This is a genomic window from Pseudomonas sp. BO3-4 (genome assembly GCF_034044115.1).
In the GTDB taxonomy this organism is placed as follows: domain Bacteria; phylum Pseudomonadota; class Gammaproteobacteria; order Pseudomonadales; family Pseudomonadaceae; genus Aquipseudomonas; species Aquipseudomonas alloputida.
On the sequence record NZ_CP139018.1, the window covers coordinates 4,623,496 to 4,638,704 of the forward strand.

The window sequence follows — 15,209 nt, forward strand, 5'->3', positions numbered from 1 at the left end:
TTGTGGGGACCTGGGCCGGCCTCTTCGCGGGTGAACCCGCGCCTACGCGGATTTCACCCTGTCACTGCACCTGAGGGCAGTGATATCCCAATTTAGGCGCGGGTTTACCCGCGAAGAGGCCGGTGCAGGTGGATCAGCGCTGGCCCAGCACCGGGGTATTCACTTGCACATCGGCATTCTGCGCACGGTGGCGCAGCAGGTGGTCCATCAGCGCAATGGCCATCATCGCCTCGGCAATCGGCGTGGCACGGATGCCCACGCACGGGTCATGGCGGCCCTTGGTGATGACGTCCACCGGGTTGCCATCGACATCGATCGAGCGGCCCGGGGTGGTGATGCTGGAAGTGGGCTTCAGTGCCAGGTGGGCAACGATCGGCTGGCCCGAGGAAATACCGCCCAGAATGCCGCCTGCATTGTTGCTGAGGAAGCCTTCCGGGGTCAGCTCGTCCCGGTGCTCGGTGCCGCGCTGGGCCACACTGGCAAAGCCGGCGCCGATTTCCACGCCCTTGACCGCGTTGATGCTCATCAGCGCATGGGCCAGCTCTGCATCCAGGCGGTCGAAGATCGGTTCGCCCAGCCCGGGCATCACGCCTTCTGCGACCACGGTGATCTTGGCGCCTACCGAATCCTGGTCTCGGCGCAGCTGGTCCATGTAGGCCTCCAGCTCAGGTACTTTGTCCGGATCAGGGCTGAAGAAGGCGTTCTGCTCCACCGACTCCCAGGTCTTGAACGGGATTTCGATCGGGCCCAGCTGGCTCATGTAGCCACGCACGGTGATGCCCTGGGTGGCCAGGAACTTCTTGGCGATAGCGCCGGCGGCCACGCGCATGGCGGTTTCGCGGGCCGAGCTGCGGCCGCCGCCGCGGTAGTCGCGGATACCGTACTTGTGGTGGTAGGTGTAGTCGGCGTGGGCCGGGCGGAACAAGTCCTTGATGGCCGAGTAGTCCTTGGACTTCTGGTCGGTGTTGCGGATCAGCAGGCCGATCGAGCAGCCGGTGGTGCGGCCTTCGAACACGCCGGAAAGGATTTCTACCTCGTCGGCTTCCTGGCGCTGGGTGGTGTGCCGGCTGGTGCCGGGCTTGCGCCGGTCAAGGTCGTGCTGCAGGTCGGCGAGGGAAATTTCCAGGCCCGGAGGGCATCCATCGACAATGGCGACCAACGCCGGGCCATGGCTCTCGCCAGCGGTGGTGACAGTGAACAGCTTGCCGTAGGTATTGCCGGACATGGACGCTCCGCGAGTTCTGCCTGAAATGGACGAAAGCAGCAGTATACAGATGCTTTGATCGCCTGTGCGGGCCTCTTCGCGGGCATGCCCGCTCCCACAGGATCACCACAGATCCGAATGCTGTGAAATACCTGTGGGAGCGGGCGTGCCCGCGAAAGGGCCGAACCTGCCATTCGCTTCCCAGAACCTTCCTGCAAACATTGGGTCAAACCCACATCTCCCCATGTAGTACCGCATGATGTCGCGCCTCGTCGCCTTGCTCTTCCTGCTGTGCACCGGCCTGGCCCAGGCCGCCGCCCCCACTGTACTGCAACGCCCGATCGACCTGGACACCGGCCAGGGCGTGCTGCACGGCAGCCTGCTGCTGCCACAACAGGCCACCCCGCCGCCAGTGGTGCTGATCATCGCCGGTTCCGGCCCCACCGACCGTGACGGCAACAACCCGGCGTCGGGCCGGGTCGACAACCTGAAGCGCCTGGCCCTGCTGCTGGCCAACGAACACATTGCCAGCGTGCGTTACGACAAACGCGGGGTGGCCGCCAGCCAGCCGGCCACGCCTGACGAGCGTGACCTCAGCGTGGAGCGCTACGTGGCCGATGTGGTCGCCTGGAGCCGCAAGCTCAAAGCCGACCCGCGCTTCGGCCCGCTGATCCTGATTGGCCACAGCGAAGGCGCACTGATTGCCAGCCTGGCCGCCGAGCAGGCTGGCGCCAGCGCAGTCATCACCCTGGCCGGCAGCGGCCGGCCGCTGGCCGAGGTGCTGCACGAACAACTGGCCCAGCGCCTGCCGCCCGCGCAACTGGCCGGTGGCAGTGCCCTGCTCGACCGCCTGCAGGCCGGGCAGACCAGCCTGGATGTGCCAGCGCCGCTGCGCCAGGTGTTTCGCCCCAGCGTGCAGCCGTACCTGATTTCGCTGTTCCAGCAAAACCCGGCAGCCGCCTTTGCCCGCCTGCCCATGCCCGCGCTGATCGTGCAGGGGCGCAACGACGTGCAGGTGGACGTGGCCGACGCCCAACGGCTGAAAGCGGCCAAGCCAGATGCACAACTGGTCCTGATTGATGGCATGAACCACATGCTGCGCATCAGCCCCAAGGGCATGAGCCAGCAGCGCGACAGCTACCTCAACCCCGAGCTGCCGCTGGCGCGTGAGCTGGGCGAGCGAATTGTGACGTTCATCCAGCATTTGCCTTCGGCGTAAGTCAAACAGGCTCAGGTCTCAGCCATGCCTGCCGATACAGCAGGCATAGCTGAGGACAAGCCCTGATGACCACCTCCCCCACCGCCGTCGAGCCGGCCGAAGAACCCCAGGAAATCCCCGCCCTGCCCTGGGCCGAGCTGACCGCCGAACATTTCCAGCTGCTGCGCCTGGCAGCACTGCCTACCGACCGCAGCACCGGCGCGCGGCCGCTGCGTTTTGTGCAGTTCGGCTATGCCGAGCGCCATGACAAGGCACACAGCCTGCTGCGCATGGAAATCCAGCTGCCTGGGCAGAAAGTACACAAAGAGCAGAACCGCCTGGACATCCGCGTCGACCATGCCGAGCGCCTGGTGCGTATTGGCAATGAACATGGCCTGCAACTGGAACCGGTGAACCGTGGCATCGGCCGTTTCATGCTGGCCCAGGCCGCGCAGTGGTTGCAGCGCAGGTGGTCGCACTACCGGGTTGAAGGCATGGCGCTGCCGAGCAAGGATGCCCTGAACGAGGACTCACGCCTGCGCCGTGACCACTGCTTGCGCGGGGTGGGTATCGAGGTGCAGTACGAGGACAGCCAGCACCTGAAGGGCCGTACCGCGGATATGACGGTGGGCCAGCTCAAGGCCGCCTGGAGCAACGAGCGCCTGCAGCGGGTGGAGATTCTGGATGCCGCCAACCTGCTGCAGCAGGCGGACCAGCAACTGCAGGAAAAGGAAGGGCAACTGCGCGAGCGGGATGAGCGCGTGGCCAAATACCAGCGCGAAGACGGCGGATTGCGTTTCACCATTACCTGCCTGGTGGCGTTTGCCGTGTTCCAGGCAGGGCTGTTGATCTGGATTGCAACCCGCTAAGACCGCATCAGCCGGTGGAGATTGGGGCCGCTTCGCGGCCCATCGCGACACAAGGCCGCTCCCACACATTGATCGCGCACCTGGTGGAGCCTTGTGTCGCGATGGGCTGCAAAGCAGCCCCAAATAGCCTAAACGCGGGCCTTGAACAATTCCTGATGCTGGCGGCACTGCTCGGCGGTGAGCATGAACACCCCGTGCCCGCCACGCTCGAATTCCAGCCAGGCAAAGTCCACCTCGGGGTACAACGCCTCGACATGCACCTGGCTGTTGCCCACTTCGACAATCAGCAAACCCTTCTCGGTCAGGTGGTCAGCCGCTTCGGCCAGCATCCGCCGTACCAGGTCCAGGCCGTCGCTGCCGCAGGCCAGGCCCAGCTCGGGCTCATGGTGGTACTCGGCCGGCATGTCGTCGAAGTCTTCGGCATCGACATACGGCGGGTTGGACAGGATCAGGTCGAAACGCTGCCCCGGCAAACCACCAAAGCCATCGCCCTGCACGGTGTACACGCGCCCGTCCAGGCCATGGCGCTCGATGTTCTGGTTGGCCACTTCAAGGGCCTGGAACGACAGGTCGGCCAACACCACCTCGGCCTCGGGGAACACGTCAGCGGCGACGATGCCGATGCAACCCGACCCCGTGCACAGGTCCAGAATGCGCGCCGGCTCGCTGGCCAGCCACGGCTCAAAACGTTTTTCGATCAGCTGGCCAATGGGCGAACGCGGCACCAGCACCCGTTCGTCGACGATGAACGACATGCCGCAGAACCAGGCCTCGCCCAGCAGGTAGGCGGCCGGTACACGCTCTTCGATACGGCGCTTGAGCAGGTGCTGAAGGCGTACTCGCTCGTCGTCCTCGAGCATGCAGTCCAGGTAGCTGTCGGCCACCTCCCATGGCAGGTGCACCGCACCCAGCACCAGCAGGCGGGCTTCGTCCCAGGCGTTGTCGGCACCGTGACCGAAGAACAGGTCATGCTCGTGGAAGCGGCTGACCGCCCAGCGGATGTAGTCGCGCAGCGTGCGCAGACGGGATGTGATCACGGGGTACTCCTATTTTCAGACCGGACAAAAGTCTAACAGCCCCACCCGCACATTTGTTCCTTTGCCTTGCCCAAAGGCTAGCCACAGGCCAGTAACCATGCCGCTTGCGTTGTCAACCATTCCCATTGGCGCCAAGGCAGGGGAGAATAGGTATACAAAAGCCCTATCCAAGGAGCCCTTGATGTCCGTTCCAACCACGATGTTTCGCCTCACTGGCCGCGACTATCCGCCGGCCAAGCTGAGCCACGCCAGCCTGATCATCATCGATGCACAAAAGGAGTACCTCAGTGGTCCCCTGAAGCTGTCAGGCATGGACGAGGCCGTGGCCAACATCGCCAGGTTGCTCGACGCCGCCCGTAAAAGCGGCCGTCCGATCATCCATGTTCGCCACCTGGGCACTGTTGGTGGCCGTTTCGACCCCCAGGGGCCGGCTGGCCAGTTCATTCCGGGGCTGGAGCCGCTGGAAGGTGAAATCGTCATCGAAAAACGCATGCCCAACGCGTTCAAGAACACCAAGCTGCACGAAACTTTGCAGGAGCTGGGCCACCTGGACCTGATCGTCTGTGGTTTCATGAGCCATTCCAGCGTCAGCACCACCGTTCGCCGCGCCAAGGACTATGGTTATCGGTGCACCCTGGTAGAAGATGCGTCGGCCACCCGCGACCTGGCATTCAAGGACGGCGTCATTCCGGCCGCGCAGATTCACCAGTGCGAAATGGCCGTGATGGCTGACAACTTCGCTTGCGTCGCACCCACCGCGAGCCTGATCTGAGCGGCTTGCAGGACCGCCCGGCAGCCGGGCGGAACCCGATGGGCAGCAGCAGGTCGAATTCCGGATATCCACCGAGGAGAGCGGAATGAAGCTTAAAGGCAGTTTCGACGCCAAGCGCCTGCGCCCGCGCGAGCCGCGTAACTGGGGCGCCCGCCTGGCGGCCGGCCTGTCGGCCCTGCTGGCGACGCTGGGCGTATTGCTGGCCATGGCCGGCGTCGCCGGCCTGCTGGGCAACTACCCTGCCCTGCAGGAACTCAACGCCAACAAACCGTTGTCCAGCATCCTCACCGTGGCTGGCTTGCTGTTGCTGTGGCTGGGTGTGCGCTTCTGGCGGCGCAGCCGTATCCGCTTGCGCCGCGGGCGGGAGCTTAACCTGTCGCCGCACCTGATGAAGAAGCACGATTGAGACGCTGCTAACGCGGTCCTTGTGGGAGCGGCCTTGTGTCGCGAAAGGGCCGCAAAGCGGCCCCGGCAATTCATGCAGTGAACTGAAACCCTCGGGGGCGCTGCGCACCCCTTTCGCGACGCAAGGCAGTTGCCCCCTGATCGCACCGGCCACAAGCCATACGCAATCCCCGTAGGAGCGGGTTTACCCGCGAAGAGGCCCGCACAGGCTGCACACGGCCCCACAGTCGCGTAAACTACGTCGCCTACGTGGAGGCATCATGCAAGACGACGATTTTTCCCTGTTCAAGGCCGAAGTGCGCGGCGTAAAGCCGATCAGCCACGACCGTGCCGACGTCGGCAAGCCCAAGGCCGACCGCCAGAAGCTGGCCGGCCTGCGCCAGGCGGCGACCGTGCGCAGTGACAAGGCCTTGGTCATCGATGGCATGTCCGACCAGTTCGTCATCGACGTAGGCGCCGAAGACGAGCTGATGTGGCGCCGCGATGGCGTGCAGGAAGGCCAACTGCGCAAGCTGAAGCTGGGGCAGATTCCATTCGAGGGCAGCCTCGACCTGCACGGCATGACGGTGGAAAAGGCCCGCGAAACCTTGTGGGACTTCATCGCCGAAGCCACCAAACTGGAGGTGCGCTGCGTGCGAGTGACCCACGGCAAGGCCGCGCGCCTGGACGGCAAGCGCCCGATGATCAAGAGCCACGTCAACACCTGGCTGCGCCAGCACCCGCAAGTGCTCGGTTTCGCCTCGTGCAGTGCCCGCCACGGCGGCACTGGCGCGGTGTATGTGATGCTGAAGCGAACCATGCTCGAAGGCCGCGACGAGTAACGCCGCGCTTGCAGCGCCGCCCTCACCGCCGTACCCTTCGTTTTTGCGATTTTTTCCCACAGGTAGATCCATGTCCCTGGAACAGAACTACACCGAGATCCTCAGCCAGATTGGCGAGGACGTCTCCCGTGAGGGCCTGCTCGACACGCCCAAGCGGGCTGCAAAGGCGATGAAGTACCTTTGCCGCGGTTATGAGCAAACACTGGAAGAAGTCACCAACAACGCTTTGTTCAGCTCTGACAACAGCGAAATGGTGCTGGTCCGGGACATCGAGCTGTATTCGATGTGCGAACACCACATGCTGCCGTTCATTGGCAAGGCACACGTTGCCTACCTGCCGAAGGGCAAGGTACTGGGCCTGTCCAAGGTGGCACGTATCGTCGACATGTACGCCCGCCGCCTGCAGATCCAGGAAAACCTCAGCCGCCAGATCGCCGAAGCCGTGCAGCAGGTAACCGGTGCCGCGGGCGTGGCCGTGGTGGTCGAAGCCAAGCACATGTGCATGATGATGCGCGGTGTCGAAAAGCAGAATTCGACCATGATCACCTCGGTGATGCTGGGTGAGTTCCGCGATAACGCCGCCACCCGTAGCGAGTTCCTCAGCCTGATCAAGTGATTGGTTGCTGACCCCAAGCCGACCCTTCAGGGTCGGCTTTTGCATTTCAGGAGTTGTCCATGATCGTCAAAGCCCTGCGGGTTGGCCTCGGCCAGCTCATTGTGTTCGGTGACTGGATCAGCCGCCCGGCCAAGCGCAAGCGCGACGCGGCCGCCCAGGCCCGCATCGAGCAAGCGGCCAAGGGGCTGGCGCTGTACCAGTTCCACGCCTGCCCGTTCTGCGTCAAAACCCGCCGCACCCTGCACCGTTTGAACGTGCCGGTGGCGCTGCGCGACGCCAAGAACGACCCGGTGCACCGCCAGGCCCTGCAAGAAGGTGGCGGCCGGGTGAAAGTGCCATGCCTGCGCATTGAAGAAGCCGGCAAGGTGACTTGGATGTATGAGTCCAAGGCGATCATCGCTTACCTGGATGAGCGGTTTGCCGCCATCTGACTGACGCTGCAGATCCCTTGTGGGAGCGGGCGAGCCCGCGAAGCAGGCACTGCGGTGGTTGGCACGGGCTGCGCCCGTGTTCGCGGGCACGCCCGCTCCCACAGGATTGCGCAAGCGCCTGGAAAACAGGTCGGTTTTCAGTCCACCATCGGCACATGCCGCGGGTGGCTGCTGACCCGCTCCAGCCAGGCCCTTACCGCCGGAATAAGCGGTTTGCCGCCATCTGACTGACGCTGCAGATCCCTTGTGGGAGCGGGCGAGCCCGCGAAGCAGGCATCGCGGTGGTTGGCACGGGCTGCGCCCGCGTTCGCGGGCACGCCCGCTCCCACAAGGGTTGCGCAAGCGCCTGGAAAACAGGTCGGCGTTTAGCCCACCATCGGCACATGCCGCGGGTGGCTGCTGACCCGCTCCAGCCAGGCCCTTACCGCCGGAATAAGCGGTTTGCCGCCATCTGACTGACGCTGCAGATCCCTTGTGGGAGCGGGCGAGCCCGCGAAGCAGGCACCGCGGTGGTTGGCACGGGCTGCGCCCGTGTTCGCGGGCACGCCCGCTCCCACAGGGGTTGCGCAAGCGCCTGGAAAACAGGTCGGCGTTTAGCCCACCATCGGCACATGCCGCGGGTGGCTGCTGACCCGCTCCAGCCAGGCCCTTACCGCCGGAATAAGCGGTTTGCCGCCATCTGACTGACGCTGCGGATCCCTTGTGGGAGCGGGCGAGCCCGCGAAGCAGGCATCGCGGTGGTTGGCACGGGCTGCGCCCGTGTTCGCGGGCACGCCCGCTCCCACAAGGGTTTGAGCTGCGCCCCAGATGTTGGACATCTGTCCATCATCTGGGGTTTTTATGAGCAAGTACTCAACACAATTCAAGCAGTCAGCCATCCAGGCTTTCCTCAAGCGTGGCCGAGGCTTTCGCCACATCGCGGCGCTGTTTCAAATCGATCCGACTTTGCTGCGCCGTTGGGTCATGTCCTATCAGTTACATGGTGAGGCCAGCTTCGAGAAGCCTGGCGGTCATTACAGCAGTGAGTTCAAGCTTTCTGTGCTCTACCGTATGTGGCGCGAGAAGCTGTCGCTCCGGGCCACCGCAGCGTTGTTCAACCTGGGTAACTCATCTCAGGTGCGGCGCTGGGAGGAACAGTATTACAGTGGCGGCTTCCAGGCCCTGTCCTCAAGCAAAAAGATATTGGTCACCCCTATGCCTAAAGCCCCGCGCAAGCCCGAAGAGACCGCTCCCAAACCTATCGAGGAGCTTACCCATGCGGAGCTGCTCAAGAGACTTCGCCAGCTTGAAGCGGAGAACGCCTACCTAAAAAAGCTCGAGGAGCTCGACGAGGAGAAGGCGAGGCTGAAGAAAGCCAGGAAAAAACCCGGCTAGTAAGGGCTTTGCGCGAACACTACCCGTTTGCCGATCTGCTCAAGGCTGCCGGCCTGCCACGCAGTACTTACTATTACCAGCTAGGGCTGCTTGAGGCCGGGGATAAGTGTGCCTCTCTCAAAATCTCGATCCAGGAGATCTGCGACCGACATCGCGGTCGTTATGGTTATCGGCGGGTTACCTCTGCGCTGCGCAGTTCTGGGCAGTTGGTTAACAGTAAAAAGGTGCGCCGGCTGATGGCTGCTCTAGACCTCAAGTGCACGGTCCGCCCGAAGAAGTACAAGGCGTATCGGGGCCTGATGGGAGAAGCCGCGCCTAACATTCTCAAGCGTAATTTCCAGGCTGATCAGCCTAACCAGAAGTGGGTTACCGATGTCACTGAGTTCAAAGTGGCGGGTGAAAAGCTGTACCTCTCGCCTGTAATGGATCTGTACAACGGCGAAATCGTGACGTATCGCACCGACACCAGACCGCGCTTCACCTTGGTCGGCGAAATGCTGGAGCGCGCGATTCAACTGCTTCCGGCGGGCAACAAACCACTGCTGCACTCGGACCAAGGATGGCACTACCGATACCCTGATTACTGTGCACGTGTGAAGGAAGCAGGGCTTGAGCAAAGCATGTCACGCAAAGGTAACTGCCTGGACAACGCCGCGATGGAGAGTTTTTTCGGCACGCTGAAGTCGGAATACTTCTACCGTGAGCGCTTCAAAAGCGTCGCAGAGCTACAGGCGGGACTGGATGAGTACATCCACTACTACAACCATGACCGCATTAAAATGAAACTCAACGGCCTGAGTCCTGTGGCTTACAGAACTCAAGCTGAGGTAGCCTAGCACCGACCGTCCAACATCTGGGGCGCAGCTCAGTTGCGCAAGCGCCTGGAAAACAGGTCGGCGTTTAGCCCACCATCGGCACATGCCGCGGGTGGCTGCTGACCCGCTCCAGCCAGGCCCTTACCGCCGGAATAAGCGGTTTGCCGCCATCTGACTGACGCTGCAGATCCCTTGTGGGAGCGGGCGAGCCCGCGAAGCAGGCACCGCGGTGGTTGGCACGGGCTGCGCCCGTGTTCGCGGGCACGCCCGCTCCCACAGGGGTTGCGCAAGCGCCTGGAAAACAGGTCGGCGTTTAGCCCACCATCGGCACATGCCGCGGGTGGCTGCTGACCCGCTCAAGCCAGGCCCTTACCGCCGGAATAAGCGGTTTGCCGCCATCTGACTGACGCTGCGGATCCCTTGTGGGAGCGGGCGAGCCCGCGAAGCAGGCATCGCGGTGGTTGGCACGGGCTGCGCCCGTGTTCGCGGGCACGCCCGCTCCCACAAGGGTTGCGCAAGCGCCTGGAAAACAGGTCGGCTTTCAACCCACCATCGGCACATGCCGCGGGTGGCTGCTGACCCGCTCCAGCCAGGCCCTTACCGCCGGGTACTCCGCCAGGTCGAAGCCGCCCTGCTGCGCCACATGGGTGTAGGCATACAACGCCACATCGGCAATCGAGTAGTGCTCACCCACCAGGTAAGGCGTCATCTGCAACTGTCGCTCCATCACCTTCAGCGCCTTGTAGCCGCCCTTGTGCAATTTGCGGTACTCGTCCAGGCGCTCGTCCGGTAACCCCAGGTAGAACTGGATGAACCGCGCCACGGCAATGTACGGCTCATGGCTGTACTGCTCGAAAAACTGCCACTGCAGCACCTGGGTACGCAGGCGCGGCTCGCTGGGCAGGAACTCGCTGCCATCGGCCAGGAAGTTGAGAATGGCGTTGGACTCCCACAGGTAGCTACCGTCTTCCAGTTCCAGCACCGGTACCTTGCCGTTAGGGTTCATCGCCAGAAACTCGGGCGTTTCGGTCTCGCCCTTGAGGATGTCCACCGGGTGCCATTCATAGGGCCGGCCCAGCAGGCTCAACATGAGCTTGACCTTGTAACAGTTACCCGACTGGTAGTCGCCATAGACCTTGTACATCGACCCTCCCTGCAAAGCAGTTTCGCAATTGCGCCCAATATTTGGCGACTGTACGGCTAAAAGCAATGGCCGCTGTATGGCAAGGATCAACCTTGCTCGCTGTAGTCTGAAAAAACTGCTTACACCTTTACAAGGATTTTATTCATGACCGATGCCACTTCCGCACGCCTGCGGCCCCTGGCAGACTCCTCCCCCTCGGCGGTGGTCGCCGGCTTCATTGCCATGCTCACCGGCTATACCAGTTCGCTGGTGCTGATGTTTCAGGCCGGCCAGGCGGCCGGGCTGACCACCGCGCAGATCTCGTCATGGATCTGGGCGCTGTCGATCGGCATGGCGGTATGCAGTATCGGCCTGTCGCTACGCTACCGCACACCGGTCACCGTCGCCTGGTCCACCCCCGGCGCGGCGCTGCTGATCACCAGCCTGAGTGGGGTCAGCTATGGCGAAGCCATTGGCGCCTACATTACCTGCGCCTTGCTGGTGCTGGTGTGCGGCCTGACCGGCAGCTTCGAGCGCCTGGTCAAACGCATCCCGGCCTCGCTGGCCTCGGCGCTGCTGGCGGGCATCCTGTTCAAGATCGGCAGCGAAATCTTCGTGGCCGCCCAGCACCGCACGTTGCTGGTGCTGGGCATGTTCTTCAGCTATCTGCTGGTCAAGCGCCTGTCGCCGCGTTATTGCGTGCTGGCCGCGCTGTTGGTGGGCACGGCATTGTCCGGCGCGTTGGGCCTGCTGGACTTCAGCGGCTTCCACCTGGAAGTGGCCAAGCCGGTGTGGACCACCCCAAGCTTCTCACTGGCGGCAACCATCAGCATCGGCATTCCGCTGTTCGTGGTGGCCATGACCTCACAGAACATGCCAGGCGTAGCCGTCCTGCGTGCCGACGGCTACCAGGTACCGGCCTCGCCGCTGATTTCGGCCACCGGCTTTGCCTCGCTGCTGCTGGCGCCGTTTGGCTCGCATGGGGTCAACCTGGCGGCGATCAGCGCGGCGATCTGCACCGGGCCGCATGCCCATGAAGACCCAAGCAAACGCTACACCGCGGCAGTGTGGTGCGGGATTTTCTACGGCATTGCCGGGGTGTTCGGCGCCACCTTGGCGGCACTGTTTGCGGCATTGCCGAAAGAACTGGTGCTGTCGATTGCGGCACTGGCCCTGTTTGGTTCGATCATGAACGGTTTGACCGTGGCCATGAGCGAGGCACGCGAGCGGGAGGCCGCGGTGATCACCTTTATGGTGACCGCTTCGGGGCTGACCTTGTTCTCGATTGGTTCGGCGTTCTGGGGGATTGTGGCGGGGGTGTTGGCTTTGGTGATTCTTAACCCGCGTAGGGGGTGAGGGTTGTTGTTGCCTGGGGTGGCCTCTTCGCGGGTAAACCCGCTCCTACGACGGGAAATCACACAACCCGCGAATGGGCCGGCACAGGCAACGAGATTACAACCTGAAATGCCCCACCATGCCCTTCAAATCGGTGCCCAGCTGCGCCAGCTCGACACTGGACCGGGCATTGTCCTGCATCGCCAACGCCGCCTGGTCCGCACTGCCGCGAATCTGCGTGACACTGCGGCTGATCTCTTCCGCCACCGAACTCTGCTGCTCGGCGGCTGCGGCAATCTGCTGGTTCATCTGCTGAATCAATGACACCGCTGCGGCAATGCTGCCCAGCGCACTTTCGGTCTGCAGTGCATCGGCCACGGCCAGCCGCACCAGCTCGGTACTGCCGCGGATCTGCGCCACTGACTGTTGGGCATTGCCGCGCAGGCTGGCCACCAAGGTCTCGATCTGCTCGGTGGATTGCCGGGTACGCCGCGCCAAGGCGCGCACTTCATCGGCCACCACGGCAAAGCCGCGCCCCTGCTCGCCGGCGCGGGCAGCCTCGATGGCAGCATTAAGCGCCAGCAGGTTGGTTTGCTCGGCCACGCTCTTGATCACTTCCAACACGTCACCAATGGTGTGGATTTCGGCACTGAGGCTGTCGATGCCGGCACTGGCAGCTTCTGCCGCCGACGCCAGCTGCTCGATGCGCTGCATGCTCTGGCGCACCACCTGCTGGCCGGTGTCGACCTTCTCGTCCGCCGCCTGGGCCGCCTGCGCCGCCTCCTCGGCATTGCGCGCCACATCGTGCACGGTGGCAGTCATCTGCTGCATGGCGGTCGCCACCTGTTCGGTTTCCTCCTTCTGGCTGCCCACCTCGCGGTTGGTCTGCTCGGTCACCGTCGACAACGCCTGGGCGCTGCCGGCCAATTGTTCGATGCCCTGCTGCAAGCCACTGACAATGCCCGAGAGCCCCGCCGCCATCTGCTGCATGGCCTGCATCAGTTGCCCCACCTCATCCCGGCGCGGCGCCTGGGCGTCGAAGCCCAGTTCACCCGCCGCAATGCGCTGGGCACGGGCAATCACATGCTTCAACGGGCCGACCACAGCCCGGGTAATCAGCCAGGCCGCCAACACGCCTACAAGCAGCGCCAGCGCCGTGGCCAGGCCGATGGCCAAGGCATTACGCTGCAGCTCGCCCTGCAGGGCCTGCTCCTGCCCAAGATAGGCCTGGTCGACACGCCCGGTAACCCGCTCGGCGCTGGCTTGCAACTGCGCCTTTAGCCCCTGCTCGCGGGCCAGCTGGTCGGTGTATTCGTTGAGTTTTTCCGAGAAACTGCCAATGTGCCCCGCCACTTCGCCCAACACACTCTGGTAACCGGCATCGCCAACCGCGCCTTGCAGCTGGCTGACCAGGCCAGCGGCCTCCACCGTCTGGGCAATACGCTCCTGGCTCACACCCTCCTCGCCCTTGCGGCTTTTTTCCAGGCGTACCCGTGCTTCGTCCATGGCCTGCAGCATCAGCCGCGACACCTGGGCCACCTGCGCGGCTTGCTCAAGAAACTCGCCACCCTGCTGGCCCTGGGACTGCTTGAGGGTGTACACGCCGTCATCGGCCAGGCCGGCCTGCAGCACATCAAGGTTGTTGGACACGTTGGACACCGACCAGCTGGCCATGTCCAGCGCCAGCTCCTTGGCTTGCACGGCCTCGACAAAGGCTTCGAAGGCCTGGCCATAGGCGGCGAGATCGGTTTGCGCCGCCGCCAGCGCCGGCAGGCCGCGGGCGCGTTCCACCAAGCCCTGCAGGCCGCCACGCAAGGCGTCGGCCTGCTGCATGTCGGAGCGCAGGGCAAACGCCTGCTCATGCTCGCGCAAACGCAGCAAGTCGGTATTGAACTGGGCCAGCTGACGCAAGCTGTCAAAGCGCTGGCCAACGCTGTGCAACGCCGCGACGCCGATAGCCGCCACCGCCAGTGTCAGCAGCAGCACCAAGGCAAAGCCCAGGCCAAGTTTGCGGGCCATGCCCAGGTTGGCCAGCACACCGTGCTTGCTCGCGCCCATCGCCGATCCCCTTTCAGCCAGTGAGGTTATCCCGAAGGCTAAGGGTGGCAACGTTATCTGCCAATGAACAAGGGGCTGACGTCAGAATAGTGTCAAATAGCTATGTCTTGTCGTTTTTGGCTGTAAAAGGGTCGCTTTCAGTGCCAGCTGTAAAAGATATCACTAGGCCATCAATGATAGCCCGTCCCTCAACCTGCGGCGGCACCTGCCCATATTAAATCGACGCAAGTAAAACATTCATTTATTCCAATCCACACTTTATCGAACACTATTGACGCCATTAAATTTGCGCCAAAAGTGGGGTATTGAAATTTTTTTAAACACCCCTGCACACAATAAAAACGTCGCTATCGTGATCGGTAACTGGCCCGTTCTCCGGACCTGCAGTGCACCCTGGAGTTTGCAATGAAAACAGCCATGTTTACTGCTGTGGTCACCCCGTTGCTGCTGTTTACTGTGCCAACCGTTGGCTATGCCGAAACTTCCACCGCCCCGTTGTTCACCCTTGGTTTACAAGGGAGCTACACCCAACTGGAACTCAACGGCCGTAATAATGAAACCGAAGATATGCCCGAAGGTGGCTTATTCATTAACTACAGCAACAAGATGACGGCCACGCAAGGCCTTGTCTACCAGGCCGAGGCCAGTGGCATGTACTCGAAACAGCATGACCAGAAGCTCAAGGACGGCCAGGCCGACCTGGACCTGGGCTGGCGCTTGGCACTGGCCGAACGGCATTCAGTCGACCTGCTGCTGGGCGCCGGCTACAAGTGGAACCGGTTGGAACCCAATACCAGTCGCCATGATGTCGACCTTACCAACCGCACGCCGTTCGCCAAACTGGCGGCGGGGTACAATTACCGCATTCAATAATGCCACCTTGCGTTTCGAGGCGGGCATACGCCAGGTTATCAATGGCGATTCGCAATTGAAAATACATGGCATCAGCAACGAAGAGCTTGATTTGAAAGATACCACCAACCCCTTTGCCGAACTTTGTGTGCTGTTCAACCAACACGGTACTGTGCCGGTATACGCTTCGCTTTACTTCAGCCGCTACAACTATGAATTGGACGGGCAGTTCCGGATGACTGACTCGGACGAACAAACCCGTGACGAGTATGGCCTGAAGATAGGTGCCAGCTTTTAGC

13 protein-coding genes and 6 pseudogenes are annotated in these 15,209 nt (G+C 62.7%); 10 read left to right on the forward strand and 9 right to left on the reverse strand.

Annotation, left to right across the window (positions count from 1 at the left end; genetic code table 11):
* Positions 1-133: 133 nt before the first annotated feature.
* Positions 134-1,225: a chorismate synthase gene (gene aroC / locus REH59_RS21295; protein WP_003252803.1), complete on the reverse strand. Its 1,092-nt coding sequence runs from the start codon at positions 1,223-1,225 to the stop codon at positions 134-136.
* A gap of 235 nt (positions 1,226-1,460) precedes the next feature.
* On the opposite strand from aroC, the gene REH59_RS21300 reads away from it, so the two are divergent.
* Together REH59_RS21300 and REH59_RS21305 are read left to right on the forward strand one after the other, a co-directional pair.
* A complete protein-coding gene (locus REH59_RS21300) occupies positions 1,461-2,423 on the forward strand; it encodes an alpha/beta hydrolase (protein WP_003252801.1) in 963 nt (320 codons plus the stop codon).
* A 65-nt stretch (positions 2,424-2,488) separates the two neighbouring features.
* Positions 2,489-3,271, forward strand: a complete 783-nt coding sequence (locus REH59_RS21305) for a hypothetical protein (RefSeq protein WP_003252799.1) — start codon at positions 2,489-2,491, stop codon at positions 3,269-3,271.
* 128 nt (positions 3,272-3,399) lie between these two features.
* Here REH59_RS21305 and prmB read toward each other — a convergent pair whose 3' ends face one another.
* Entirely contained in the window at positions 3,400-4,308 is a 909-nt protein-coding gene (gene prmB, locus REH59_RS21310; RefSeq protein ID WP_003252797.1) for a 50S ribosomal protein L3 N(5)-glutamine methyltransferase, read from the reverse strand.
* Between the two features lie 181 nt (positions 4,309-4,489).
* On the opposite strand from prmB, the gene REH59_RS21315 reads away from it, so the two are divergent.
* The 5 genes from REH59_RS21315 (at position 4,490) to REH59_RS21335 (ending at position 7,353) form a co-directional block, all read left to right on the forward strand.
* Positions 4,490-5,080, forward strand: a complete 591-nt coding sequence (locus tag REH59_RS21315; protein WP_003252796.1) for a cysteine hydrolase family protein — start codon at positions 4,490-4,492, stop codon at positions 5,078-5,080.
* Positions 5,081-5,165: 85 nt separating this feature from the next.
* Positions 5,166-5,486 (forward strand): hypothetical protein, encoded by a 321-nt coding sequence (locus tag REH59_RS21320; protein WP_004577080.1) that lies wholly within the window; start codon positions 5,166-5,168, stop codon positions 5,484-5,486.
* Positions 5,487-5,745: 259 nt separating this feature from the next.
* Positions 5,746-6,306, forward strand: a complete 561-nt coding sequence (locus tag REH59_RS21325) for a Smr/MutS family protein (protein ID WP_003252791.1) — start codon at positions 5,746-5,748, stop codon at positions 6,304-6,306.
* Positions 6,307-6,376: 70 nt separating this feature from the next.
* Positions 6,377-6,922, forward strand: coding sequence for a GTP cyclohydrolase I FolE (folE, locus tag REH59_RS21330; protein WP_003252789.1), 546 nt, complete (start codon positions 6,377-6,379; stop codon positions 6,920-6,922).
* A 59-nt stretch (positions 6,923-6,981) separates the two neighbouring features.
* The gene (locus REH59_RS21335) at positions 6,982-7,353 is read left to right on the forward strand and encodes a glutaredoxin family protein (RefSeq protein WP_010952857.1); all 372 of its coding nucleotides are present in this window, start codon (positions 6,982-6,984) and stop codon (positions 7,351-7,353) included.
* A 137-nt stretch (positions 7,354-7,490) separates the two neighbouring features.
* Here the strand turns inward: REH59_RS21335 and REH59_RS28860 are convergent.
* Positions 7,491-7,556: pseudogene (locus tag REH59_RS28860) on the reverse strand (glutathione S-transferase family protein); the annotation flags it as partial.
* 390 nt (positions 7,557-7,946) lie between these two features.
* Positions 7,947-8,012, reverse strand: a pseudogene (locus REH59_RS21345) (glutathione S-transferase family protein); the annotation flags it as partial.
* A 181-nt stretch (positions 8,013-8,193) separates the two neighbouring features.
* On the opposite strand from REH59_RS21345, the gene REH59_RS21350 reads away from it, so the two are divergent.
* Positions 8,194-9,563, forward strand: a protein-coding gene (locus REH59_RS21350; protein ID WP_128573916.1) for an IS3 family transposase whose coding sequence is annotated in 2 segments (ribosomal slippage) — positions 8,194-8,673 and positions 8,676-9,563 — 1,368 coding nt in all. Because the reading frame shifts where the segments join, the coding sequence is not laid out codon by codon here.
* A 64-nt stretch (positions 9,564-9,627) separates the two neighbouring features.
* Here REH59_RS21350 and REH59_RS21355 read toward each other — a convergent pair.
* From REH59_RS21355 to REH59_RS21365, 3 genes and pseudogenes are all read right to left on the reverse strand, one after another.
* Positions 9,628-9,693: pseudogene (locus REH59_RS21355) on the reverse strand (glutathione S-transferase family protein); the annotation flags it as partial.
* Positions 9,694-9,855: 162 nt separating this feature from the next.
* A pseudogene (locus REH59_RS21360) lies at positions 9,856-9,921 on the reverse strand (glutathione S-transferase family protein); the annotation flags it as partial.
* Positions 9,922-10,083: 162 nt separating this feature from the next.
* Positions 10,084-10,686, reverse strand: a complete 603-nt coding sequence (locus REH59_RS21365) for a glutathione S-transferase family protein (protein ID WP_003252786.1) — start codon at positions 10,684-10,686, stop codon at positions 10,084-10,086.
* A 144-nt stretch (positions 10,687-10,830) separates the two neighbouring features.
* On the opposite strand from REH59_RS21365, the gene REH59_RS21370 reads away from it, so the two are divergent.
* On the forward strand, positions 10,831-12,021 hold the full coding sequence (locus tag REH59_RS21370; protein ID WP_014860319.1) for a benzoate/H(+) symporter BenE family transporter: 1,191 nt from the start codon (positions 10,831-10,833) through the stop codon (positions 12,019-12,021).
* 96 nt (positions 12,022-12,117) lie between these two features.
* Here the strand turns inward: REH59_RS21370 and REH59_RS28865 are convergent, their stop codons facing one another.
* The gene (locus REH59_RS28865; protein WP_371264248.1) at positions 12,118-12,999 is read right to left on the reverse strand and encodes a methyl-accepting chemotaxis protein; all 882 of its coding nucleotides are present in this window, start codon (positions 12,997-12,999) and stop codon (positions 12,118-12,120) included.
* A gap of 27 nt (positions 13,000-13,026) precedes the next feature.
* Positions 13,027-14,058, reverse strand: a pseudogene (locus tag REH59_RS28870) (methyl-accepting chemotaxis protein); the annotation flags it as partial.
* Positions 14,059-14,463: 405 nt separating this feature from the next.
* Here REH59_RS28870 and REH59_RS21380 point away from each other — a divergent pair.
* A pseudogene (locus REH59_RS21380) lies at positions 14,464-15,208 on the forward strand (hypothetical protein).
* The last annotated feature ends 1 nt before the right edge of the window (position 15,209 follow it).

Coding starts and splice junctions, on each gene's coding strand:
- aroC (WP_003252803.1), bottom strand. CDS start 1,225: ATGTCCGGCAATACCTACGGCAAGCTGTTCACTGTCACCACCGCTGGC.
- REH59_RS21300 (WP_003252801.1), top strand. CDS start 1,461: ATGATGTCGCGCCTCGTCGCCTTGCTCTTCCTGCTGTGCACCGGCCTG.
- REH59_RS21305 (WP_003252799.1), top strand. CDS start 2,489: ATGACCACCTCCCCCACCGCCGTCGAGCCGGCCGAAGAACCCCAGGAA.
- REH59_RS21315 (WP_003252796.1), top strand. CDS start 4,490: ATGTCCGTTCCAACCACGATGTTTCGCCTCACTGGCCGCGACTATCCG.
- REH59_RS21320 (WP_004577080.1), top strand. CDS start 5,166: ATGAAGCTTAAAGGCAGTTTCGACGCCAAGCGCCTGCGCCCGCGCGAG.
- REH59_RS21325 (WP_003252791.1), top strand. CDS start 5,746: ATGCAAGACGACGATTTTTCCCTGTTCAAGGCCGAAGTGCGCGGCGTA.
- folE (WP_003252789.1), top strand. CDS start 6,377: ATGTCCCTGGAACAGAACTACACCGAGATCCTCAGCCAGATTGGCGAG.
- REH59_RS21335 (WP_010952857.1), top strand. CDS start 6,982: ATGATCGTCAAAGCCCTGCGGGTTGGCCTCGGCCAGCTCATTGTGTTC.
- REH59_RS21365 (WP_003252786.1), bottom strand. CDS start 10,686: ATGTACAAGGTCTATGGCGACTACCAGTCGGGTAACTGTTACAAGGTC.
- REH59_RS21370 (WP_014860319.1), top strand. CDS start 10,831: ATGACCGATGCCACTTCCGCACGCCTGCGGCCCCTGGCAGACTCCTCC.
- REH59_RS28865 (WP_371264248.1), bottom strand. CDS start 12,999: ATGCAGGCCATGCAGCAGATGGCGGCGGGGCTCTCGGGCATTGTCAGT.